Origin of the sequence: Mesorhizobium sp. M0960 (assembly GCF_040319055.1) — a bacterium.
Classification (GTDB): domain Bacteria; phylum Pseudomonadota; class Alphaproteobacteria; order Rhizobiales; family Rhizobiaceae; genus Mesorhizobium.
In genome coordinates, this window is the sequence record NZ_JAMYNN010000004.1 from 318591 (window position 1) to 339776 (window position 21186).

Genomic DNA, 21186 nt, shown 5'->3' on the forward strand with positions numbered 1-21186 from the left:
TTACGCCTAGCCGCTTTCGCTCAATCCAGGCCCGAAAGGCCCTCTTCCTCCAGCACCTCGGTGCCGCCGAACCGGAACGGCGCGAAGGAGGCGCGGTGCAGCCGTGCCACTGGCCCGTGCAGATCGATCGCCGTGCGATGGCGCACAGTGGCGTAGCCCATATGCAGCTCGAAGCCGTAACGCGCATGATGGCTGCCGCAGCCGCACATCATGCGGTCGCGCAACACCTTGGCGACGATCGAGGCTGCAGCGATCGACTGCGAGCGCTGGTCGCCCTTGATCAGCGCTTTGCCCTCGCAGGGCAGGCCGGGCGGCACGTCGCGGCCGTCGGCCAGCGCCAGCTTCGGCCGGATTGACAGGCCGGCCACTGCACGGCGCATCGCCTCCAGGCTGGCCTTGAGGATGTTGGAGGCATCGATGCCTTCGGCGCTGACCGAGGCCATCGATACGGCGAGTGCGGAGCCGAGGATTTTCAGGAACAGCGCCTCGCGCTGCAAATGCGTCAGCCGCTTGGAATCATCGAGGCCGTCGGGGATGTTGGCGGGATCGAGCACCACCGCTGCAGCCACCACCGGCCCGGCGAGCGGGCCGCGGCCGGCCTCGTCCATCCCCGCCACCGGCCACAGGCCTTCGGCCATCGCCTTCGTCTCGAACGAGAAGTCGGGTTTCTCGACGATTTCGAAGAGAAGCGGAGAATCGGAACGCGGGCGAGCCATGGTGCGGCGAGGTTCGCATCGGCTCCGATTCTCCGCAAGTCCCCTCCGGGTCGGGCGGGGCACCGGACCAGGAGGGGCTACCGTCTGCAAGCCCGGGGACAGGACAGGCCGGACGGGATTTTTCGCCTGCTGCGGCCGCTTCAAGCGGCTGGCGCGAGACGCTTTGTCACAGCAGCATCAGCTGCTCGGTTGCCTTGGCGGCGGGGACGAACCGGTCGGTCCTCAGCGACCGCCGCTCGGCATTGAGGCCGAGCCGTTTGGCGGCGATCTCGAAACGGCGGCCGATCTGCCAGGCATAAGGGCCGGAGCCTTTCATGCGCTTGCCCCATTCCGAATCGTAGTCCTTGCCGTCGCGCATCGAACGGATCAGCGACATGACGTGGCGATAGCGGTCGGGATAGTGGCGCAGCAGCCAGTCCTTGAAGATCGGCGCGACCTCCAGCGGCAGGCGCAGCAGCACATAGCCCGCTTCACGCGCGCCCGCTGCCTGCGCCGAATCGAGGATGCGCTCCATTTCCGAGTCGGTCAGTCCGGGGATGATCGGCGCGACCATCACCGAGGCCGGAATGCCGGCGTCCGAAAGCTGCCTGATCGCCTCCAGCCGCTTGATCGGCGTCGACGCGCGCGGCTCCATCGTTCTGGCCAGCATCCTGTCCAATGTCGTCACCGACAGTGCCACCTTGGCCAGCCCGCGTTCGGCCATGCGTGACAGAATGTCGATGTCGCGTGTCACCAGCGCTGACTTGGTGACGATGCCGACCGGATGCCCGCGCGCCTCCAGCACTTCGAGGATCTCGCGCATGATCCGGTATTGCTTCTCGATCGGCTGGTAGGGATCGGTGTTGGTGCCGATGGCGATGGTGCGCGGCTGGTAATTATCCCTGGACAATTCCTTGTCGAGCAGCCGCGCCGCATCCGGCTTGGCAAACAGCTTCGATTCGAAATCCAGCCCCGGCGACAGGCCCATGAAGCTGTGCGTCGGCCGCGCGAAGCAATAGACGCAGCCATGTTCGCAGCCGCGATAGGGATTGATCGAGCGGTCGAAGGAGATGTCGGGCGATTCGTTGCGGGTGATGATGGTGCGCGGCTTCTCGACCTGTACCTCGGTCTTGAAGGGCGGCAGCTCCTCCAGCGAATTCCAGCCGTCGTCGAACACATGCCGGCTGACCGGCTCGAAACGGCCGGACGGATTGATGCCCGCCGACCTGCCGCGATTGCGGTCTGGGCGGACGCGCATGCCGCTCTGCTCGATCATCGCATTCGCCATCTCGGCCCTGCCAGCGCCGAAGGCGGCAATGTCGGCACGCACGATCTGTTCCATTTTGGCCCTTTCCCAGGGACTGTCCGCCCGCTGTCGAATCGCTCTGCTCATGAATGTATTCCTATCGCACCGAGTGGAACAAAGCAAGAACTTTCTCGCGGCGTGCCGCAAAAACTGGCGCTGCCCACCGCTTTCCGCTATTCGGCTAAACATGCTCAGCGTCCTGATCGAAACCCTGAATGACGAGGAGGGCCTCGCCCGCACGCTCGCCTCGCTGATCGGCGGCGCGGTCGAAGGCGTGGTGCGCGACGTTCTCGTCTGCGACACCGGCTCGACCGATCAGACGCACCGCGTCGCCGAACATGCCGGCTGCCACTATGTCAGCGGCGGCATCGCCGCCGGCATCAGGCAGGCCAAGGGCGACTGGCTGCTTTTGCTGGAACCGGGAGCGCGGCTGGGGGAGGGCTGGATCGACGAGGTCGTCGCCCATACGGCCAGGCAAACCATGGCGGCGCGATTTTCACGGGCACGCGGCAGCCGCGCGCCGTTCCTGTCGCGGGTCTTTGCCGGAAATCGCGCTCTCGCCGAAGGCTTGGTGATCAGCAAGCGTCAGGCCGCCGCGCTGTCTAAGAGCGCCCGCAGCGCCGAAGCGATCGCCCGCGGCCTGGCGACAAGAAGGCTCCACGCCGAGATCTGGGTGGCGCCGCGGAAGTGACGGCTTACCATCCCGGCCTAGGAAACGCCGCCCAAGCAAATTTTCTGGCGGGTTGTCGTTTATTGTGCATTGCACAAAATCTGGCCGGGGGTTACCATTCCCAGCGATACGGGCGAATGGGTTTGGGGTGTGCCGGAGCGGCGACGACGACTATCGTCGATGCTGTTCCCTCGACATTTGAGGACCCCGATGACCCTTTCAAGCCCTGACAAGTCCGGCGCTGCAAGCCTCGAGGCGATCGCACGCAACGGCGGTACGCTGCGCCGCATCGCCGCCCGCATTCCGACCTATCTTTCCGACCTTCGCGAGAATCCGGCATGGCTGCCGATGTTCATGCTGGCGCGCACCATGCCGGCGCGGCGGCTGCACTGGCGCGGTGCGAAGCCGGTTCGGCCGGCGCGCAATGTCAGTGAAACGATGTTCGCCGGCGTCGATCGCGATGCCGTCGTCGGCGCGCTGCGGACGGAGGGGCTCTATTCGGGCCTGACGCTGCCAGCCGCCATCCATGAGGAGATCGCCCGCTTCGCCGAGCACACGCCATGCTTCGGCAATTTCGACCGCCGGCTGGAATTCCTGCCCGAAAAACACGCCGATGCAGAAAAGCATTTCGGCCGCCCGCTGCTCAGCGGCCACTATTTCGAGCGGGTCCTCGACTGCAACGCTGCGGTCGCCGTGCAGCGCGATCCGCTACTCCTCGACATCGCAGCGCACTATCTCGGCAGCCAGGCCAAGCTGATCACCACCCGCGTCTGGTGGAGCTTTCCGACCGGTGGCGTCTCGGACGCCGACAAGAACATGGCTTCGCTCGGCAAATACCATTTCGACCTCGACGACTGGCGCATGCTGAAGTTCTTTTTCTACCTGGTGCCGGTCGACAACGACACCGGGCCGCATGTCTATGTCCGCGGCTCCCATAACCGCCGCATCCTGAAGCATCAGCTGACGCTTCTGGTCGGCCATTCGGCGGAAGAGGTGCTGGGCGTCTATGGCGAGCAGAGCCCGGTCACGCTGACGGGGCAGGCCGGTCTCGGCTTTGTCGAGGATCCGTTCGGCTTCCATATGGGTACCGTGCCGACGCGCACGCCACGACTGATGATGGAAGTCGGCTTCGGCGTCTCGCCGCCGTCGCGCCGGCGGTTTCACGGCGAGCCGGTCATTCGCTGAGGCGGGATCGCCCGGCTGATACCTCGCTCCGTCTCAGCCGCGCCGCAAATGCTCGTCCAGGCGCGGCATGATCTCGACGAAGTTGCAGGGCATGTGCCGATAGTCGAGCTGCGGCTTCAAAATGCCGTCCCAGGCGTCCTTGCAGGCGCCGGGCGAGCCCGGCAACACGAAGACGAAGGTGGCGTTGACGACGCCGCCGGTTGCCCGGCTCTGGATCGTCGAAGTGCCGATCTTGTCGTAGGAGATGCGGTGGAACACTTCGGAAAAGCCGTCCATGCGCTTTTCGAAGATCGGCTCCAGCGCCTCCGGCGTCACGTCGCGGCCGGTGAAGCCGGTGCCGCCGGTGGTGATGACGACATCGATCGCATCGTCCTTCGACCAGCCCAAAACCTTGTCGCGGATCTTGTCGCGGTCGTCGGTGACGATGTCACGAGCGGCGAGGATGTGGCCGGCCTCGGTGATGCGGTCGGCCAGGGTCTGCCCGGATTTGTCGTCGGCGAGGCTGCGCGTATCTGAAACGGTCAGTACCGCGATGCGTACGGGAACGAAGGGGCGGCTCTCGTCAATCCTGGCCATGCGCCTCAGCCTCCGACGTCATGCTTCGCGTCGCGGCGACAAACCAGTCGGGATGGCGGCTGCGGATATCGACGGCCGCGCGCTTGGCCACATTGCCGGTCTCGAACAGCCCGAAACAGGTGGCGCCGGAACCAGACATTCTGGCAAAACCGGCTCCAGCCTTGTTGAGCACAGAAAGCGCCTTGCCGATGGCGGGCTGGATTGCACGCGCCGCAGGCTCGAGATCGTTGCGGGTGATCTCCAGCCAGTTGCGGATGCTGTGGAAGTCGAGGCTGTGCGGCAGCGGCGGCAGCCCCGCATTGTCGCGGCGGCCAAGCGCCTCGAACACTTCGGCCGTCGAGACGGCAGTTCCTGGATTGACGAGCACCAGACCCAGGGCCGGGAAACTCCGCACGAGCGTCAGCTCGTCGCCGATGCCGCGGGCTATCAGCGGCTTGGCTGCGAGGCACATCGGCACGTCGGCGCCAAGCGACAGGCCGATCCGCGCCAGTTCGGCATCGCCGATGTCGAGCCTCCAGGCCTGGACCAGAGCACGCAGCACAGCCGCCGCGTCGCTTGACCCGCCGCCGACGCCGGACGCGACCGGCAGGTTCTTTTCGAGCCTGATGGCGACAGCCGGCGCATGCTGGGGACCGGCCTCGCGACGCAGCGCGTCGCGCGCTTTCGCCACCAGATTATTGTCGTCGGCCGGTACCGCGGAGGCGTATTTGCCGGACACGGAAAACCCGTCGCTGTCGGCAAGTTCCGTCTCGATGCGGTCGCCGAAGCGCGTGAACACAGCCAGGCTTTCGATCGTGTGATAACCGTCGGCGCGCCGGCCGGTGACGTGCAGCGCGAGATTTATCTTGGCGTGCGCATGCGATGCCCGGATGCTGGTCTCGGAATCCACTGGCTCGGCCGCGAGGGAGACGACGGTCAATCCTTGGCCAGACGGTATTCGCCGGTCTTCGGATCCTTGACCAGCGTTCCCATCGTACCGTTGGCGGCTTGCTTTTCGGTACGCCGCACCTTGGCGGTCACCCGCTCGGCTTCCCTGACGAAGGAGCGGTAGCCGAAATAGGCGGCAATGCCGACGACGGCGAAGAAGATGATCTGCGGCATGTCAAACTCTCCCTCGCAAGGCCGGCAAGACGGCCGGTCGGGTCGGTTGATGATTTATGCTAGACGCTTTCACCGGCTTTTCAAAGCCCGAAGCGCGCCCACAGCGCGCGCTCTTCCGCCGCATCGATGACGCCGCTTGCCGCGGCGGCGGCAATATCGGGCGCCGAAAAACTCGAGCCGAACAGGCCGAAGCGGCCGAACAGGCCGCGCGGCGCGGTGATCAGCTTGAGCTGGGTCTTCGGCCCGAAACGGCTTTTCAGCACGCTGCGCATGTCGCCGAGGGCATCGACCAGCCCGAGCTCGAGCCCCTTCTTGGCCGTCCAGAACAGGCCGGTGAACAGGTCGGGATCGTCCTTGAGCTTGCTGCCGCGCCTATCCTTGACGAGATCGATGAAGGTCTCGTGGACCTCGAGCTGCAGCGCCTTCAGGCGCTCGACGTCTTCCTTCTTTTCCGGTTTGAACGGGTCGAGCACCGCCTTGTTCTGGCCGGCGGTGTGGACGCGGCGCTCGACGCCGATCTTCTTCAACAGCTCCGGAAAGCCGAACGAGGCCGACACCACGCCGATCGAGCCGACGATGGAGGACGGGTCGGCAAAGATCTCGTCGCCGGCGACCGCGATCATGTAGCCGCCCGATGCCGCCACGTCCTCGACGAAGACCAGGACCTTCTTGTTTTTCTCCGTTGCCAGGTCGCGGATGCGCCTGAAAATCAGCCGCGACTGCACCGGCGAGCCGCCTGGCGAATTGATCGAGATGGCGACCGCCGGCGCGTCGAAGGAAAACAGCTTTTCGAGAAGGCCGGCAGTCGACGCCAGCGACAGGCTCGGCCGGAACTGGCCGCCGCCGGGCATGATGGTGCCGTGCAGCCGGATGACCGGAATGGTGACGACGTTCGAGCGCCAGGATTTCGGCAGCAGGCGATTGAAAAGACGTTTCACGAGGGGGCTGTCTCCGGTCGATTTGCTTGAGGCATGTAGGAATTCGCCGGCCAACGGCAATGCCGTCACCCCGGCAATCAAAATGGATCAGTCTCCGAACAGCGACGCCAACCCGTTATTGATCAGCTCTGCCCGTTCCGAGGGGCCATTGCCTGAATAGGCATGCAGCATCAGCGGCGGCCGGATCGACAGCTTGCCGCGTGCGCCGAGTGCTGCCCGGACGACGATGCGGATCGCTGCCGCTTCGGGGCGAGGATGGACGGCCAGCATCTCGGCATCGCCGAAGCGGCCGGCAATGGCATCGAGGATGGCGCCGAGCTGTTCCGGCCGGGCAATGACGGCCAGCCCGCCGCCCGGCCTGACCACCGCCGCCGCGCTGCGGATCCAGCTGTCGAACAGCCCGTCCTCCGCGACATGCGCGGCCTTTCTCAGCGGATCGGGCGTCGCGCGATCCTCGGCGGCATTGAACGGCGGGTTCATGATGACGAAATCGAAGCTGTTATCCTCGAGGCCGGCGGCCATTCGCGCCCGGCCCGACAGCGCGACATCGGCGACGAGCACCGAGGCGCGGTCGCTGAGATGCGCGTTGCCGGGATGGGCAAGCGTGGTTGTGGCGAAGGCCGCCATTTCCGGAGAACGCTCGACGAGCACTGCCTCGGCACCGGGGCAGCGCGACAGTACCGCCAGGCCGGCGGCACCGGCACCCGCGCCAAAGTCTGCAAGCCGCCCGGCGAACGAGGACGGCACGGCAGCCGCCAGCATCATCGCATCCATGCCGGCGCGGTGGCCTGCCTTTCTCGGCTGCACCAGCCAGAAGCGACCGCGATGGAAGGCATCGACCGTATGAGCCGGCATGTCCGGGACAAGGGCAGCGGGCGACGCGGACATTATTTTTGGCGGATCTCGTTGGCGATGCCGGCATCCGTCAGGATGCGCCGCGCCGCATCGGCCTTGTCGGCGTCCACCATGACACGGCGGGGCAGAATGCCGATCGAGCCGTCGAGCACGCTCATGTTCTGGTCGGCGACGAAAAAGCCGATGCCGGCATCGCGCATCAGCGATTCGACAAAGGAAATGATGACGGCGTCGTTGGTGCGGATGAGCTCTATCATCGAATGAAACTCGCAGTTTGCGGCGTTGATGTAAACGTGGACGTGATTATGTACCAGAGCCGCCGCGCCAATTCGCCTCTTGCCGCACCGGTGGCTGCCGCCCTAGAGTCTGTCCAGGGACCATGTTGCCGTCGTGCATATCGAGGTTGGGAGTTTTGCCGTGGGTGTCGTTCTCAACATTGAAAACGGGAAGCGGGAAGCCGCCTCGATCAAGGACCTTATCGACCTGACCGCCGCCGACATGGGGCGCGTTAATGAACTGATCCTGTCGAAGGCCGGCTCCGACGTCGAGATGATCCCGGAGATTGCCAACCACTTGATCTCGTCCGGCGGCAAACGGCTGCGGCCGATGCTGACGCTCGCCGCCGCCCAGATGTTCGGCTATTCCGGTGACGGCCACGTCAAGCTCGCCACCTCGGTCGAATTCATGCACACCGCGACACTTCTCCACGACGACGTTGTCGACGAAAGCGGCATGCGGCGCGGCAAGAAGACGGCGCGCATGATCTGGGGTAACCAGGCCAGTGTTTTGGTCGGCGATTTCCTGCTCGGCCAGGCCTTTCGCATGATGGTCGATGTCGGCTCGCTGGAAGCGCTCGACATCCTGTCGAGTGCGGCTTCGGTCATCGCCGAAGGCGAGGTGATGCAGCTCGCCGCCGCCAAAAACCTCGAGACCACCGAGGATGAGCATTTCGCCGTGATCAAGGCCAAGACCGCGGCGCTGTTTTCGGCCGCCGCCGAGGTCGGCCCGGTCATCGCCCAGGCGACGCGCAATGATCGCGCAGCACTCCGCTCCTACGGCATGAATCTCGGCCTTGCCTTCCAACTGATCGATGATGCGCTGGATTACGGCGGCACCAGCAAGGACCTCGGCAAGAATGTCGGCGACGATTTCCGCGAGGGCAAGGTGACGCTGCCGGTGATCCTCGCCTATCGGCGCGGCACAAAGGCCGAGCGCAGCTTCTGGAAACGCGCCATCGAGGACAATGCCGCCGACGATGCCGGACTGGAGAAGGCCGTCGGCCTGATGCTCCGCCACGGCGCAATTGCCGACACCATCGGACGCGCCCGCCACTTCGGCGAGATCGCCCGTGACGCGCTGGCGCCGCTCGAGGCGACGCCGCAGAAATCGGCGCTGATCGACGTCATCGATTTCTGCATCAGCCGGGTGAATTGACAGGCGTCGGCGCCCGCGCCTGTTCTCATCGCGCCTTTGCCGGAAGAACCATTGCTGCGAGCAGGCTGACGACGATGCCCGCCGCCGCGAGCCAGAAGGCGACCTGGATGCCGTCGGCGACGGCAATTTTCAAGGCATTGCCGGACAATTCGCCGATTTGGCTGTTCGCAATCGCAATCAGCACGGCCATGCCGACGGCATTGCCGACATTGAGTGTCGTCGAAGCCATCCCCGAGGCGACGCCTTGCTGATCATGCGCAACGCCGGAAGCGGCGGCAATCCACATTGCTGTCCAGACGATGCCTTGTCCGACGCCGGAGACGATCAGGCCGGATACGAGGGACAGATAGCTGCTCTCCGCGGTCGCGCCTGATACCATCAATGCTGTGCCTACCGCGCCGACGATCATGCCGCCGACCAGCGTGCTGCGCGTCGAAAAGCGCGTCGCCAGACGCTCGCCGGCTTGCGTGCCGGTGGCGATGGCGACCGACGGCACGAGAAAGGCGAGGCCCGTCTGCAAGGCGGTGAAGCCGTGCACGTTCTGCAACAGCACGGTGAGGAAGTAGGGCAGCGCTCCGAAAGTGGCCATGTAGAGGAAGGTGATCGTCATGCCGGCGACGAGGCTGCGGTTGTGGAACAGGCGCAGCGGCATCAGCGGATCGGCGCTCTTCGCCTCGATCATCGTGAAAGCGATCAGGAAGAATGCCGCCAGTGCTGCACTGACGATGATTGCGGTCGATCCCCAGCCATATTCGGGCCCCTGAACCAGTGTGAAGACAAGCAAGGTCGCGCCGGCGGTGACGGTCAGCGCGCCCGGCAGATCGAAGCTGCGGTGCTCGTGCGGCTTCGGATCGCGCGGAATGATGGCGAAAGCCGCGATGATGGCGATCCCGGCCAAAAGCACGTTGACGTAGAAGACCGACGGCCAGCCGAAGGCGCTGGTCAGAAACCCGCCGGCAAGCGAACCGAGCGTCAGGCCGCTGGCGCCTGCGCCACCCCAGACGGCGAGCGCCCGGTTGCGTTCCGGTCCTTCGGCGAACAGACGGTTGATCAGCGACAGCGTCGCCGGAAACAGGAAGGCGCCGCCGATGCCTTGCACGGCGCGGGCCGCAATGATGATTTGCGGCGACCATGCGAGGCCGCCGACCAGGGACGAGAGCGCGTAGAGCCAGAGCGCGAAGATGAAGACGCGGCGCTGGCCGATCAGGTCGGCGGCCCGGCCGCCGAACAGTAGGAAGCCGCCGGTGAACACGGTATAGGCGCTGACCACCCATTGCAGGGTCTGGCCTGAAAATCCGAGGCCGGCGCCGATCTCCGGCAACGCCACGAAGACGATGTTGAGGTCGAGCGCGATGATGAGCTGCGCGAAGGCGAGCAGCGCCAGCGTTGCGCCGCGCTTCGCGCTGGTTGTTCCTTGCGCTGCCATCGCCCCGAGCGGCGCGCCTTGATCGAGTGAACTCATGCCGGTCTCCTTGTCGACAATTATTTAATGATCGAAAAAGAATTGAGATTTGCAATCCGAAGTCAAGCGGATTATTTGTTGATCGACAAAAATTGGAGACCGCCATGGCAGGCAGGCCAAGGGAATTCGACCGCGACCAGGCGCTTGAGAAAGCCCGCGACGCCTTTTGGAGACGCGGCTACGAGGGCACCTCGATGGCCGATCTCGTATCGGCGCTTGGCCTCGCATCGGCGCGCATCTATGCCGCCTTCGGCTCGAAGGAGGACCTGTTTCGCGAAGCGGTGGCGCTTTACGAAGCCAATGAGGGCGGCTTCGCCACGCGCGCGCTGCAGGAAGAACCAAACGTCCGGCGCGTCATCGAGCGCATGCTTCGCGACGCCGTCGAAATCTATACGCGGCCGGGGCGGCCGCAGGGCTGCATGGTGGTGACGGCCGCGACCAATTGCGCCGTCGAAAATGACGCCGTGCTGCAATGGCTGGCGGAGCACCGGCTGGCACGTACCGCATCGATCGTCGAGCGATTGAAAAAGGCCGTGCGCGATGGCGAATTGAAGCCGGCCACCGACGCCGCGGCGTTGGGCGATTATTATGCCACGCTGATGCACGGCCTTTCGGTGCAGGCACGCGACGGCATTCCGAAAAAACGGCTGCACGATCTTGTCATCGTCGCCATGCAGGCGCTCGACGCAAGGCTTTCGCAAACGTCCTGAGTTCCGGGCCGTGACGCCTCACTTACCGGCTTGTTCGGCGGCCCTTCTGGGATTGACCTCCGGCGTCGGCGGCGGCGAACGCTGCTTCGTAGATACGATCGAGATGGCGAAGGCTTCTTCGTCGCGCGGCACTTCCAGCATCGGCGCCCCCATGGCTGGCGAAGCAAGAATTGAAATCTCATCCTGCCACGCAAAGTTGCATGGCGGAAGCTTTCAACCGATGGCGCTTATGGATCGCTTACGGCATCGGGCAAATAGCGACGCGCAGGCAGCGCCAAAGCGGACGCCACGCGGTCAAGGGTCGCAGTTCAGGCCCTTTCGGCATGGTTTATTAATTGCTTGACCCGATTGTGAATTCGGGCCGGGTTGAAGCACGACCCCAAAAAGGCCATGCTTTACCTGTAAAGATCGAGTCTACGGCGATCCCGCTGACGCGGAGATGGCGTTTGGCTGAAAGGGATATGATGCGGCAAGGATATGCGCGCTGGCTGACGGGGCTGGCAATCGCGACGGGCATGGCGATCTCGGCTCTGCCGGTCCATGCCAAACAGACCGCAGAGCCGGTCAGGATCACATCCTTCTCGGGGGCCTATCTCGCCGCCCGGATTGCCGAAGGCGACAACGACCTCGACAGCGCCGTCTCCTACTACAAGCAGGCGCTTGCCTTCGATCCGAACGATACGGGACTGCAGCAGAGCCTGATGCTGTCGCTGATCGCACAGGGGCGCTTCGATGAGTCCCTGGTCTACGCCGACAAGCTCAAGGCGGTTCCCGATGTCGAGCGCTTCTCGCGCCTGGCGCTGGCCATCGATTCCTTCCACAAGAAGGATTTCTCCAAGGCCGAATACTGGCTCAAGCTGTCGCTCGAATCCGATCTCGACCGGCTGATTTCCGGCGTCATGACCGGCTGGGCCAAGCAGGGTGCGGGTGACGCCGGCGAGGCCATGGCTTCCATCGACAAGCTGCAGGGCCCCGACTGGTTCGGCCTGTTCAAGTCCTTCCACCGTGCCTTGATTGCCGACGCCTCCGGCCTGCCCGACAGGGCGGATGCGCTCTACACCGCCACCCTGCAGGACACGGCCGCCGGCGGTGCCGCCCCCGAAACATGGATGCGCAACGCGCAGGCCTACGCCTCTTTCCTCGCCCGTAAGGGCGACAAGGCCAAGGCGCTGTCGGTGCTCGACCAGGCCGAGACATTTGCGCCCGGCAAGGTCGAGATTGCAGCCCTTCGCGACAAGATCAACAAGGGCGAAAGGATCCAACCCTTCGCTGCCGGCCCGTCGGACGGCGCCTCGGAAATCCTGCTCGATCTCGCCACCGCGCTCAACCGCGGCGGCGGCGAGCCGTTCGTGCGGCTTTATCTGCAATATGCGCTGGCGCTGCGGCCCGACAATGACGCGGCGCTCGTTCAGCTTGCCGCCGTTGCCGAGCAGTTGAAGGACGGCGAGGGCGCCATCGCGCTCTATCGCCGCATTCCCGCCGGTTCGCCGCTGAAGGAGCTTTCGGACCTGCAGCTCGGCCTCAACCTTGCCGATCTCGACCGCAACGACGAGGCGATCACCCACCTCAAGGCCATCGTCGATGCGCATCCCGACGACATGCGCGCCTATCTGGCGCTCGGCGGGGTCTATTCCTCGAAGGAGGATTTCCGCTCCGCCGCCAATCTTTATGACAAGGCGGTCGAGGTGCTGAAGACGCCGACCGCCGTCAACTGGAACATCTTCTACCAGCGCGGCATCGCCTATGAGCGGCTGAAGGAATGGCCGAAGGCCGAGCCGAATTTCCGCAAGGCGCTGGAGCTCTACCCCGACCAGCCGCAGGTTTTGAACTATCTCGGCTATTCCTGGGTCGACAAGGACATGAACCTCAAGGAAGGCCTCGCGATGATCCAGAAGGCCGTCGACCTGAGGCCGAGCGACGGCTACATCGTCGATTCGCTGGGCTGGGCCTATTATCGCCTTGGCCAGTTCGACGACGCTGTGCGCGAAATGGAACGCGCCGTTTCGTTGAAGCCGGAGGATCCGGTGCTCAACGATCACCTCGGCGACGCCTACTGGCGCGTTGGCCGCAAGCTGGAAGCCACCTTCCAGTGGAACCAGGCCCGCGACCTGAAGCCGGACCCGGACGTGCTTGCCGCCTTGCAGCAAAAGCTGATGAAGGGCCTGCCGCCGATCGAATCCAACACGGCGCAGGAAACCCCGAACGTAAAGCCCGAGCCGGCGCCCGCCCCGAAGGGGTGACCCCATCGCCTTGACGGTCGCGGAGCGGCACTCTACGAGGTGCCGCATCCCGCCGGAGGCCGCCGTGACCGTTGACATCCCTGCCCACACGCATCCCAGCCGCTCGTTCCAGGGGCTGATCCTGACCTTGCATAATTATTGGGCGGACTATGGCTGCGTCGTCCTCCAGCCTTACGACATGGAAGTCGGCGCCGGTACCTTTCATCCGGCAACGACATTGCGCGCGCTCGGCCCAAAACGCTGGAACGCGGCCTATGTCCAGCCCTCGCGCCGCCCCAAGGACGGCCGCTATGGCGAAAATCCGAACCGGCTGCAGCATTATTACCAATACCAGGTGATCCTGAAGCCCAATCCGCCCAATTTGCAGGAGCTTTACCTCGGCTCGCTGGCCGCGATCGGCATCGATCCGCTGCTGCACGACATCCGCTTCGTCGAGGACGACTGGGAAAGCCCGACACTGGGCGCCTGGGGACTGGGCTGGGAGTGCTGGTGCGACGGCATGGAGGTGTCGCAGTTCACCTATTTCCAGCAGGTCTGCGGCATCGAATGCGCGCCGGTGGCGGGTGAGCTCACTTACGGGCTGGAGCGGCTGGCCATGTATGTGCAGGGCGTCGACAATGTCTACGACCTCAACTTCAACGGCCGCGAAGGCGCCGACAAGGTGACCTATGGCGACGTCTTCCTGCAGGCCGAGCAGGAATATTCGCGCCACAATTTCGAATTCGCCAACACGGTGATGCTGCTCAGGCATTTCGAAGACGCCGAGGCCGAGTGCAAGGCGCTGCTACAAGCCGGCGCGCCGGCGTCGAACGACAATCTGGCGATGCACAGGATGGTATTCCCCGCCTACGACCAGTGCATCAAGGCCAGCCATGTCTTCAACCTGCTCGACGCACGCGGCGTCATTTCCGTCACCGAGCGCCAGAGCTACATCTTGCGGGTGCGCAATCTGGCCAAAGCCTGCGGCGAGGCGTTTCTGCTGACGCAGGCGGGTGGAATGGCGGCTTAGCTCCAGGCGATTTCGACAGGGGCGCTGATTGGCAACGTGCCTTGGCCGCTTGCACCGGCTATTGTCCGCAGCGCCTGCCGGACGCCGGGCATCGAGAAGGCACCGTGCACCTGCGCTGTAAAACAGGCGCTGAGCGCGAGGATCTGCAGGAATGTCGATGCCGTTTTCATGGTCGTTCAGCCAATAGCTCTCTGCCTGAGCGTTGGTCGCTTCAGCGCTGCGTTCGGTTCATGGAAATCTTTGATCCAAGGACGGGCGGACCGGCGCGTGTCCGACAGGAGGCTGAATTTTTTCGGAAATCGCCGCTGGACGCCTTGATCGTGCTGGCCCGATCTTGCTGGGAAGGGTGACAGCAGCCGACCGAGTTGCTATGCCCCGCTTACCTCCGCCTCGATGGGGGAGGGCGCCGCGAAGCGGCGGCTGTTTTTTGTCGCGTGAGCTCTTTCAATGCCTGACCTGCTTCTAGAACTTCGTTCCGAAGAAATCCCCGCTCGCATGCAGCGCAAGGCGGCCGGCGATCTCAGGAAGCTTTTGACCGACGGTCTGGTCGAAGCCGGGCTGACCTATGAGGCGGCGCGCGAATATTGGACGCCGCGTCGGTTGGCGCTCGACATCCGCGGCCTGACCGCCCGCTCGAAGGACATCAGCGAGGAGATCAAGGGCCCCTCGACCAAAGCGCCCGAGCAGGCGGTGCAAGGTTTTCTGCGCAAGGCCGGCCTTGCCTCGATTGCCGAGGCGCATGTCCATTCCGATCCGAAGAAGGGCGACTTCTATGTCGCCCATATTTCCAGGCCGGGCAGGTCGGCGGAGCAGATCATCGCCGAGCTGGTGCCGGGCATCATCCGCAACTTCCCCTGGCCGAAATCGATGCGCTGGGGGCCGGCGTCGGCCAAGCCCGGGTCGCTGCGCTGGGTGCGGCCGCTGCAATCGATCCTGTGCACCTTCGGCCCGGAAACCGAGGAGCCGGTGGTGGTCGATTTCGAGATCGACGGTATCCGCTCAGGCAACGTCACCTACGGCCACCGTTTTCATGCGCCGGGCGCCATCACGGTGCGCCGCTTTGACGATTACGTCGCCAAGCTTGAAGCGGCCAAGGTCGTGCTCGATGCCGACCGACGCAAGGAGATCATTCTTGCCGATGCCAGGAACCTCGCCTTCGCCAGCGGGCTCGACCTCGTCGAGGACGAGGGGCTGCTGGAGGAAGTGTCGGGCCTGGTCGAATGGCCCGTCGTGCTGATGGGCGAATTCGAGCAGGATTTTCTGGCCATTCCGGCCGAGGTGATCCGGCTCACCATCCGCGCCAACCAGAAGTGTTTTGTGACGCGGCCGCATGGCGCGGGCGAAGAGCTCTCCAACCGCTTCATCCTGACCGCCAATGTCGAGGCCAAGGATGGCGGCAAGGAGATCGCCCATGGCAACGGCAAGGTGGTGCGCGCCCGCCTGTCCGACGCGCTCTATTTCTGGAAGACCGACCAGGGCGACCTGCCGGATCTCGACCAGTTGCAGGCATCGGCGGAAAAGTTCGGGCTTGACCTCAACAAGCCGCTCGACCAGCGCATGGCCCGCCTCGACCATCTCAATGTGACGTTTCATGCCAAGCTCGGCACGCAGGGCGAGCGGGTGGAGCGGATTGCGCGCTTGGCCGAAGAACTGGCACCAATCGTGGTGCGCGCAATCTCCCCCCTTGAGGGGGAGATGGCCGGCAGGCCAGAGGGGGTCGCTTCGCGTGAAGCGCCGGCATCCTCGGTCCACAAGAGAGAGTCGCGTCAGGACGCACCGATCCCCTCTGTCGCCTTCGGCGACATCTCCCCCTCAAGGGGGGAGATTACCGCGCTGGCGCGTCGCGCTGCCGTCCTCGCCAAGGCCGATCTCACCACCGAGGTGGTTGGCGAATTCCCGGAACTGCAGGGCGCCATGGGTCGCAAATACGCCCTGCTGCAACGCGAGCATCCGTCGGTCGCCGCTGCGATCGAGGAGCACTACAAGCCGCAGGGGCCGTCAGATCGCGTGCCGACTGATCCGGTATCGATCGCCGTGGCGCTCGCCGACAAGCTCGATACGCTGGTCGGGTTCTGGGCGATCGACGAAAAACCGACCGGATCGAAGGACCCCTATGCGCTGCGGAGAGCGGCGCTGGGGGTAACGAGGATACTGATTGAGAACGGGATTAGGTTGTCCCTGAAATCTGTGGCCAATATCGCGTCCGAAGATATTGCAGGTCACATACGCGATCCCAAACTCGACCGACAGTTCGAAATTGCTGCGGAGCTAGAGCAGCAACTCGGAGGAGATTCGCTTACCGATCTCGTCATCGAACGCGATTCCGCAATCTCAAACAACACCTTTGAACGTTCCGGAGAAAGGCAGCAGCGAGAGATCAACAACCTCCTCTCCTTCTTCCACGATCGCCTCAAAGTCTATCTCCGCGACCAGGGTGCGCGGCACGATCTAATCGACGCGGTGCTGGCGAGTGGCGCTGCCCCCTCATCCGGCCCTTCGGGCCACCTTCTCCCCGCTGGGGAGAAGAGGCTGGCACCGGCGTTGGCGACCTCTTCTCCCCTCGGGGAGAAGGTGGCCGCGAAGCGGCCGGATGAGGGGGCTTCGCAAAACGACGACCTTCTGCAAATCGTCCGCCGGGTCGAAGCCCTTGGCTCGTTCCTCGACACCGAGGACGGCAAGAACCTGCTTGCCGGCACCAAGCGCGCGGCCAACATCGTGGCTGCCGAAGAGAAGAAGGCGACAGCGATCGCAAGCAGCGTTGAGCCGGCTCTGTTCCGGGAGGGCGCCGAAAAAACCCTGTTCGCGGCGGTGAATCAGGCCGAGAGGCAAGCCGGCGAAGGAATTCAAAACGAAGACTTTTCCGCCGCCATGCTGGCGCTTAGCGTGTTGCGCGAGCCGGTTGATTCATTCTTTGAGAAAGTCCTGGTAAACGACGAGGACCAGGCGGTGCGCGCCAATCGCCTGGCATTGCTCGCCCGCATCCGCGCGGCGACCGACCGGGTCGCGGATTTCTCCAAGATAGCCGGCTGACGTCTGGGAAAAAATCATCGCTTGTGGCGCTATTTGGGCTGGTCGGGAGCTGCTAGCGGCGCAGGCTGCGGCGCTGCCGGCTCAGGGGTTTTGCTGGCGACCTTTGGATCGGCCTTGCTGTTCGCGGCGGGCGCGGCGGCGGTGGCCGGCGCGGCTCTGGGCGCGGGCGTTGCAAAGGCATCGCCGACGATACCGCCGCGAATGATCATCGGGGTTCCGGTGAAGCCATGGCTCGGCTGGCTCGGGATTGCCGCGACCTTTTCATCGGTGACGTTTCCATTGACGTTGGCCAGCTTCTCGCCAAGCGCGACGATCGACGGTGTTTTCGTCCGCTCGACCGAGCCGGGACTGGCCACCGTACCGACCACCGAAGGCGTCGCCGTCGTCTGCCCGAGAAAAACCAGCGACGAGGCCTGTGCCGTGCCGGCCATAACCGCCAGACCAAGCGCACCAAGGATACGCATCGAAAGCATGATAGTTCCCCTTGCCCAAGAAGACGGCACCCTAGCCGAGGGCAGTTGATGCCGGCTTGCGGGGAAACATAGCATTTTAGCGATTTGCGATTCGCCAACGCCTGGGCTTGCTCGCCCGGCGTCGCCGTATTAGGCACCCGCATCCGTGAGGTGACGACAGTGGCTGAAATTCGTACCGTCGGCGAGGCGATGGAAAGGGCGTTGGCGCTGCTCGAAAGCGGCGACGTCGTCGCCATACCGACCGAGACCGTCTATGGGCTGGCCGGCGACGCGACCAATGGCGTTGCCGTGGCTCGTATCTTCGAAGCCAAGGGTCGCCCGCGCTTCAACCCGCTGATCGCCCATATAGCCGATCCGACGATGGCCGAGCGCATCGCGCTGTTCGATCCGCTGTCGGAAAGATTGGCGCAGGCATTCTGGCCGGGACCGCTGACGCTGGTTCTCCCGCAGCGGCCCGGCAACGGCATTCATCCGCTGGTCACCGCCGGTCTGGACACCATCGCGCTGCGCATGCCGAAAGGCTTTGGCGGCGAGCTGATCGCCAGGTTCGGCCGCGCGCTTGCGGCGCCCAGCGCCAATTCCTCGGGCAGGATCAGCGCCACCACGGCCGAAGCCGTGGCCGCCGACCTCGGTCCCCGGATCAAGCTCATCGTCGATGGCGGCGCGACGCGGGTCGGGCTGGAATCGACGATCCTCAAGGTCGAAGCCGGAAAGCTGCGGCTGCTGCGACCGGGCGGCATTGCCGCCGAAGAGATCGAAGCAGTGGCCGGGACAAAGTTGCTGCGCGGCGCTTCGGGCATCGAGGCGCCCGGCATGCTCGCCTCGCATTACGCTCCGGGTGCGGCGGTGCGGCTCAATGCCGGCAAGGTCGCCACAGGCGAAGCCTTGCTGGCCTTCGGCCGCCGCCGTGCCGAGGGCTGGCGCGATGCAGCCGCACTGCGCAATTTGTCGGAGACCGGCGACCTGCGCGAGGCAGCAAGCAATCTCTTCGCTCATCTGCAGGATCTCGATGGCAGCGGCGCCAAAACCATCGCCGTCGAGCCGATCCCGTTCGAAGGGCTGGGCGAGGCGATCAACGACAGGCTTTCGCGCGCCGCCGCCCCGCGTGACAAGATCGCCCCTCGTGACAAGATGGATTGAGCACCATAGTTTCCACCCATGAACGACATTTCCCCCGACCTCGATCCTGCCGTCATCGCGCGCTTTGTGACAATCGTCGGCGACAAATATGCGCTGCGCGACCAGCAGGACATCACGCCTTACCTCGCCGAGCGGCGCGGACTTTGGCACGGCAGGACGGCGCTGGTGCTGAGGCCGGGGACCGTCGAGGAGGTCAGCCGCATCATGCGGCTGGCGAGCGAAACGGGCACGCCGATTGTACCGCAAAGCGGCAACACCGGGCTGGTCGGCGCCCAGGTGCCGGACGCGTCCGGCCGCGAGATCGTGCTGTCGCTGTCGCGGCTAAACCGCATCCGTGAGATCGATACCCTGTCCAACACGGTGACGGTCGAAACCGGCGTCATCCTGCAGACGCTGCAGGAAGCGGCCGATGCCGCCGACCGGCTGTTTCCGCTGTCGCTTGCCGCGCAAGGCTCCTGCCAGATCGGCGGCAATCTCTCTTCCAACGCCGGTGGCACCGGCGTGCTTGCCTACGGCAATGCGCGCGAACTCTGCCTCGGCGTCGAAGTGGTGCTGCCGACCGGCGAAGTGTTCGACGATCTGCGCAAGCTGAAGAAGGACAATACCGGTTATGATCTGAAGGACCTGTTCGTCGGCGCCGAGGGTACGCTCGGCATCATCACCGCCGCCGTGCTCAAGCTTTTCCCCAAGCCCAAGGGGCGCGAGGTGGCGTTTGCCGGCCTGTCATCGCCGGAGGCGGCACTGTCGCTGTTCAGCCTCGCGATGGACCGTGCAGGGGCAGCGCTCACCGCCTTCGAGCTGATCGGCCAGAGGCCTTACGACTTCACGCTTGCCCACGCACAAGGCGTAGTGCGGCCGCTGGCCGGCGATTGGCCGTGGTATGTGCTGATGCAGATCTCGTCGGGCCGCTCGGCCGAGGATGCACGGGCGCTGATCGAAGAGGTGCTGGAGGCAGGCCTCGAGCAAGGGATCGTCGGCGATGCGGTGATCGCGTCAAGCATCACCCAGGGCGATGCGTTCTGGAATTTCCGCGAAGTGCTGCCCGAGGCGCAGAGACCCGAAGGTGCCTCGATCAAGCACGACATCTCGGTGCCGGTGGCGTCGATCCCGCCCTTCATCGAAAAGGCCGCCGGCGCCGTGCAATCGGTCAGTCCCGGCGCACGCGTCGTCTGCTTCGGCCACATGGGCGACGGCAATCTGCACTACAACATTTCCCGGCCGGTCGACGGTGACGACGAGGCGTTTCTCGGCCTTTACCACGTCATGAACAAGGCCGTGCACGACGTCGTGCGCTCGTTTCATGGCTCGATCTCGGCCGAGCACGGCATCGGCCAGTTGAAGCGGGACGAATTGATCGCGACGGCGCCGCCGATGGCGATCGAGCTGATGCGCAGGGTGAAGGCCGCTTTCGATCCCGCCGGCATCATGAATCCCGGTAAGGTTATCTGATCCTTTCGCCGGCCCCGCGCCGGTTCGTATTCCGATAACCATCCGCCTCGGATCAGCAAAATTTAACCGACTTTCTTAAGCGCGAGGATAAGAAGCTCGCGCTAATGTTTCTCCACAACGAGGCTGGGAAAACCGGCCCGGAGATCCGGAAACACCGGCTCTCAGGAGAAACAGGAAAGGCACGATATGAACACTGGACTGAAGCCAGTCTGGGCCGGGCGCAATATGCGCCTCGACCCATTCCGCCTGCCGCAGGTGGTGAGCTACGCCACGCGCGACGACTATGGCGACGTTACCTTCACCATCGATCAGCGCGGCGCGGTTATCCGCCGCACGCTGGAGATCAGCGGCGTGCCGGCGATCATCGCTCTGCCCGCCAACGCGTTTCGCGGCGTCGCCGCGCGCGCGATGGAGGATCCGGATGGCAATGTCACAGTGACGCTTGAGCTTCTGCACAACGACCCGATGCTGTCGGTGCCGCTGCTGGTCGCCGACGATCTAGACGACGTCGCCGCCGACTGGCGCGCCTGGGCCGACGCCTACCGTCTGCCGATGCTGCTGATCGAGGCCGACGGCATTGCTCGGACGCTGGAAGAATCGCTCGGCGCCGCCATCAAGGCGCTGCCGGCGCAGGACCGCCGCAAGGGTCGCGTCTCGACCATGCGCCGCCCGCGCTTCCTCGCCCGCCGCCGCGCCGGCGACCTCGGCCTCAGGCTGGTCATCGGCGGCGAGGAGCTTATTTCGCGGGAATAGGCCTGAGCGCCTCTTCCTTCTCCCCCTGTGGGCCTGTTGCGTAATTCGCTGATTGTGATTCTCTGAGGTGGACGGTCTGAGGGAATCGCGATGGCAGTGAAGCAGACGGGCCAGTTGAGCTTGGCGGAGGCTTTTCTAGGCACCAAGCTTGTGGGCGGCA

The 21186-nt window shown here is 64.5% G+C and carries 22 protein-coding genes; 10 read left to right on the forward strand and 12 right to left on the reverse strand.

The features are described 5' to 3' along the window. Positions 1 to 20 precede the first annotated feature (20 nt). Both rnhB and NKH63_RS12275 read right to left on the reverse strand, forming a co-directional pair. Positions 21 to 716, reverse strand: a complete 696-nt coding sequence (gene rnhB / locus NKH63_RS12270) for a ribonuclease HII (RefSeq protein WP_352483735.1) — start codon at positions 714 to 716, stop codon at positions 21 to 23. A 166-nt stretch (positions 717 to 882) separates the two neighbouring features. After that, positions 883 to 2037 carry a PA0069 family radical SAM protein gene (locus NKH63_RS12275; protein WP_352917914.1) on the reverse strand — a complete coding sequence of 385 codons (1155 nt, stop codon included), beginning with the start codon at positions 2035 to 2037 and terminating at the stop codon, positions 883 to 885. A gap of 151 nt (positions 2038 to 2188) precedes the next feature. Between NKH63_RS12275 and NKH63_RS12280 the strand changes: the two genes are divergently transcribed. Further along, positions 2189 to 2692 carry a glycosyltransferase gene (locus NKH63_RS12280; protein ID WP_023716858.1) on the forward strand — a complete coding sequence of 168 codons (504 nt, stop codon included), beginning with the start codon at positions 2189 to 2191 and terminating at the stop codon, positions 2690 to 2692. 189 nt (positions 2693 to 2881) lie between these two features. Then, positions 2882 to 3856 (forward strand): phytanoyl-CoA dioxygenase family protein, encoded by a 975-nt coding sequence (locus NKH63_RS12285; protein ID WP_023716859.1) that lies wholly within the window; start codon positions 2882 to 2884, stop codon positions 3854 to 3856. A 33-nt stretch (positions 3857 to 3889) separates the two neighbouring features. Here NKH63_RS12285 and moaB read toward each other — a convergent pair whose 3' ends face one another. The 6 genes from moaB to NKH63_RS12315 form a co-directional block, all read right to left on the reverse strand. Beyond that, positions 3890 to 4432 carry a molybdenum cofactor biosynthesis protein B gene (moaB, locus tag NKH63_RS12290; RefSeq protein ID WP_023716860.1) on the reverse strand — a complete coding sequence of 181 codons (543 nt, stop codon included), beginning with the start codon at positions 4430 to 4432 and terminating at the stop codon, positions 3890 to 3892. Continuing rightward, the gene (locus tag NKH63_RS12295; RefSeq protein ID WP_023716861.1) at positions 4419 to 5321 is read right to left on the reverse strand and encodes a 4-(cytidine 5'-diphospho)-2-C-methyl-D-erythritol kinase; all 903 of its coding nucleotides are present in this window, start codon (positions 5319 to 5321) and stop codon (positions 4419 to 4421) included. The genes moaB and NKH63_RS12295 overlap by 14 nt, the downstream gene beginning before the upstream one ends. A 26-nt stretch (positions 5322 to 5347) precedes the next feature. Beyond that, positions 5348 to 5533 carry a membrane protein gene (locus NKH63_RS12300; RefSeq protein WP_023674078.1) on the reverse strand — a complete coding sequence of 62 codons (186 nt, stop codon included), beginning with the start codon at positions 5531 to 5533 and terminating at the stop codon, positions 5348 to 5350. A gap of 80 nt (positions 5534 to 5613) precedes the next feature. Then, positions 5614 to 6471, reverse strand: coding sequence for a S49 family peptidase (locus NKH63_RS12305; RefSeq protein WP_023716862.1), 858 nt, complete (start codon positions 6469 to 6471; stop codon positions 5614 to 5616). An 87-nt stretch (positions 6472 to 6558) separates the two neighbouring features. After that, a complete protein-coding gene (locus NKH63_RS12310; protein WP_352483733.1) occupies positions 6559 to 7359 on the reverse strand; it encodes a tRNA1(Val) (adenine(37)-N6)-methyltransferase in 801 nt (266 codons plus the stop codon). Beyond that, positions 7359 to 7583, reverse strand: coding sequence for a putative signal transducing protein (locus NKH63_RS12315; RefSeq protein WP_023716864.1), 225 nt, complete (start codon positions 7581 to 7583; stop codon positions 7359 to 7361). Before NKH63_RS12315 ends, NKH63_RS12310 begins: the two co-directional genes overlap by 1 nt. A 160-nt stretch (positions 7584 to 7743) precedes the next feature. Here NKH63_RS12315 and NKH63_RS12320 point away from each other — a divergent pair, with 160 nt between their 5' ends. Further along, positions 7744 to 8760 (forward strand): polyprenyl synthetase family protein, encoded by a 1017-nt coding sequence (locus NKH63_RS12320; protein ID WP_023716865.1) that lies wholly within the window; start codon positions 7744 to 7746, stop codon positions 8758 to 8760. Between the two features lie 25 nt (positions 8761 to 8785). On the opposite strand, the gene NKH63_RS12325 is transcribed toward NKH63_RS12320, so the two are convergent. After that, positions 8786 to 10222 (reverse strand): MFS transporter, encoded by a 1437-nt coding sequence (locus NKH63_RS12325; protein ID WP_352917915.1) that lies wholly within the window; start codon positions 10220 to 10222, stop codon positions 8786 to 8788. Between the two features lie 104 nt (positions 10223 to 10326). On the opposite strand from NKH63_RS12325, the gene NKH63_RS12330 reads away from it, so the two are divergent. Beyond that, complete coding sequence (locus NKH63_RS12330; protein ID WP_352917916.1) at positions 10327 to 10932, forward strand: TetR/AcrR family transcriptional regulator; 606 nt, start codon at positions 10327 to 10329, stop codon at positions 10930 to 10932. An 18-nt stretch (positions 10933 to 10950) separates the two neighbouring features. On the opposite strand, the gene NKH63_RS12335 is transcribed toward NKH63_RS12330, so the two are convergent. After that, on the reverse strand, positions 10951 to 11073 hold the full coding sequence (locus NKH63_RS12335; RefSeq protein WP_352483732.1) for a hypothetical protein: 123 nt from the start codon (positions 11071 to 11073) through the stop codon (positions 10951 to 10953). A 323-nt stretch (positions 11074 to 11396) separates the two neighbouring features. Between NKH63_RS12335 and NKH63_RS12340 the strand changes: the two genes are divergently transcribed. Both NKH63_RS12340 and NKH63_RS12345 read left to right on the forward strand, forming a co-directional pair. Further along, complete coding sequence (locus NKH63_RS12340; protein ID WP_023716869.1) at positions 11397 to 13172, forward strand: tetratricopeptide repeat protein; 1776 nt, start codon at positions 11397 to 11399, stop codon at positions 13170 to 13172. Between the two features lie 64 nt (positions 13173 to 13236). Then, positions 13237 to 14181, forward strand: coding sequence for a glycine--tRNA ligase subunit alpha (locus NKH63_RS12345; RefSeq protein WP_023716870.1), 945 nt, complete (start codon positions 13237 to 13239; stop codon positions 14179 to 14181). On the opposite strand, the gene NKH63_RS12350 is transcribed toward NKH63_RS12345, so the two are convergent. Then, the gene (locus NKH63_RS12350) at positions 14178 to 14351 is read right to left on the reverse strand and encodes a hypothetical protein (protein WP_023716871.1); all 174 of its coding nucleotides are present in this window, start codon (positions 14349 to 14351) and stop codon (positions 14178 to 14180) included. The two genes, NKH63_RS12345 and NKH63_RS12350, sit on opposite strands and share 4 nt — an antisense overlap. A 277-nt stretch (positions 14352 to 14628) precedes the next feature. Between NKH63_RS12350 and glyS the strand changes: the two genes are divergently transcribed. Then, positions 14629 to 17211, forward strand: coding sequence for a glycine--tRNA ligase subunit beta (glyS, locus tag NKH63_RS12355; RefSeq protein WP_352908467.1), 2583 nt, complete (start codon positions 14629 to 14631; stop codon positions 17209 to 17211). A 29-nt stretch (positions 17212 to 17240) separates the two neighbouring features. On the opposite strand, the gene NKH63_RS12360 is transcribed toward glyS, so the two are convergent. Next, positions 17241 to 17684 carry a hypothetical protein gene (locus tag NKH63_RS12360; RefSeq protein WP_352917917.1) on the reverse strand — a complete coding sequence of 148 codons (444 nt, stop codon included), beginning with the start codon at positions 17682 to 17684 and terminating at the stop codon, positions 17241 to 17243. Positions 17685 to 17843: 159 nt separating this feature from the next. Between NKH63_RS12360 and NKH63_RS12365 the strand changes: the two genes are divergently transcribed. From NKH63_RS12365 to NKH63_RS12375, 3 genes are all read left to right on the forward strand, one after another. Beyond that, positions 17844 to 18824, forward strand: coding sequence for an L-threonylcarbamoyladenylate synthase (locus NKH63_RS12365; protein WP_352483729.1), 981 nt, complete (start codon positions 17844 to 17846; stop codon positions 18822 to 18824). An 18-nt stretch (positions 18825 to 18842) separates the two neighbouring features. Continuing rightward, positions 18843 to 20273: an FAD-binding oxidoreductase gene (locus NKH63_RS12370; RefSeq protein WP_352483728.1), complete on the forward strand. Its 1431-nt coding sequence runs from the start codon at positions 18843 to 18845 to the stop codon at positions 20271 to 20273. A 186-nt stretch (positions 20274 to 20459) separates the two neighbouring features. Next, positions 20460 to 21026 (forward strand): DUF6101 family protein, encoded by a 567-nt coding sequence (locus NKH63_RS12375; RefSeq protein WP_352483727.1) that lies wholly within the window; start codon positions 20460 to 20462, stop codon positions 21024 to 21026. Positions 21027 to 21186 lie beyond the last annotated feature (160 nt).

Coding starts and splice junctions, on each gene's coding strand:
- NKH63_RS12300 (WP_023674078.1), bottom strand. CDS start 5,533: ATGCCGCAGATCATCTTCTTCGCCGTCGTCGGCATTGCCGCCTATTTC.
- NKH63_RS12360 (WP_352917917.1), bottom strand. CDS start 17,684: ATGCTTTCGATGCGTATCCTTGGTGCGCTTGGTCTGGCGGTTATGGCC.
- NKH63_RS12315 (WP_023716864.1), bottom strand. CDS start 7,583: ATGATAGAGCTCATCCGCACCAACGACGCCGTCATCATTTCCTTTGTC.
- glyS (WP_352908467.1), top strand. CDS start 14,629: ATGCCTGACCTGCTTCTAGAACTTCGTTCCGAAGAAATCCCCGCTCGC.
- NKH63_RS12330 (WP_352917916.1), top strand. CDS start 10,327: ATGGCAGGCAGGCCAAGGGAATTCGACCGCGACCAGGCGCTTGAGAAA.
- NKH63_RS12325 (WP_352917915.1), bottom strand. CDS start 10,222: ATGAGTTCACTCGATCAAGGCGCGCCGCTCGGGGCGATGGCAGCGCAA.
- NKH63_RS12350 (WP_023716871.1), bottom strand. CDS start 14,351: ATGAAAACGGCATCGACATTCCTGCAGATCCTCGCGCTCAGCGCCTGT.
- NKH63_RS12280 (WP_023716858.1), top strand. CDS start 2,189: ATGCTCAGCGTCCTGATCGAAACCCTGAATGACGAGGAGGGCCTCGCC.
- NKH63_RS12275 (WP_352917914.1), bottom strand. CDS start 2,037: ATGGAACAGATCGTGCGTGCCGACATTGCCGCCTTCGGCGCTGGCAGG.
- NKH63_RS12285 (WP_023716859.1), top strand. CDS start 2,882: ATGACCCTTTCAAGCCCTGACAAGTCCGGCGCTGCAAGCCTCGAGGCG.
- NKH63_RS12370 (WP_352483728.1), top strand. CDS start 18,843: ATGAACGACATTTCCCCCGACCTCGATCCTGCCGTCATCGCGCGCTTT.
- NKH63_RS12335 (WP_352483732.1), bottom strand. CDS start 11,073: ATGCTGGAAGTGCCGCGCGACGAAGAAGCCTTCGCCATCTCGATCGTA.
- NKH63_RS12375 (WP_352483727.1), top strand. CDS start 20,460: ATGAACACTGGACTGAAGCCAGTCTGGGCCGGGCGCAATATGCGCCTC.
- NKH63_RS12310 (WP_352483733.1), bottom strand. CDS start 7,359: ATGTCCGCGTCGCCCGCTGCCCTTGTCCCGGACATGCCGGCTCATACG.
- moaB (WP_023716860.1), bottom strand. CDS start 4,432: ATGGCCAGGATTGACGAGAGCCGCCCCTTCGTTCCCGTACGCATCGCG.
- NKH63_RS12340 (WP_023716869.1), top strand. CDS start 11,397: ATGCGGCAAGGATATGCGCGCTGGCTGACGGGGCTGGCAATCGCGACG.
- rnhB (WP_352483735.1), bottom strand. CDS start 716: ATGGCTCGCCCGCGTTCCGATTCTCCGCTTCTCTTCGAAATCGTCGAG.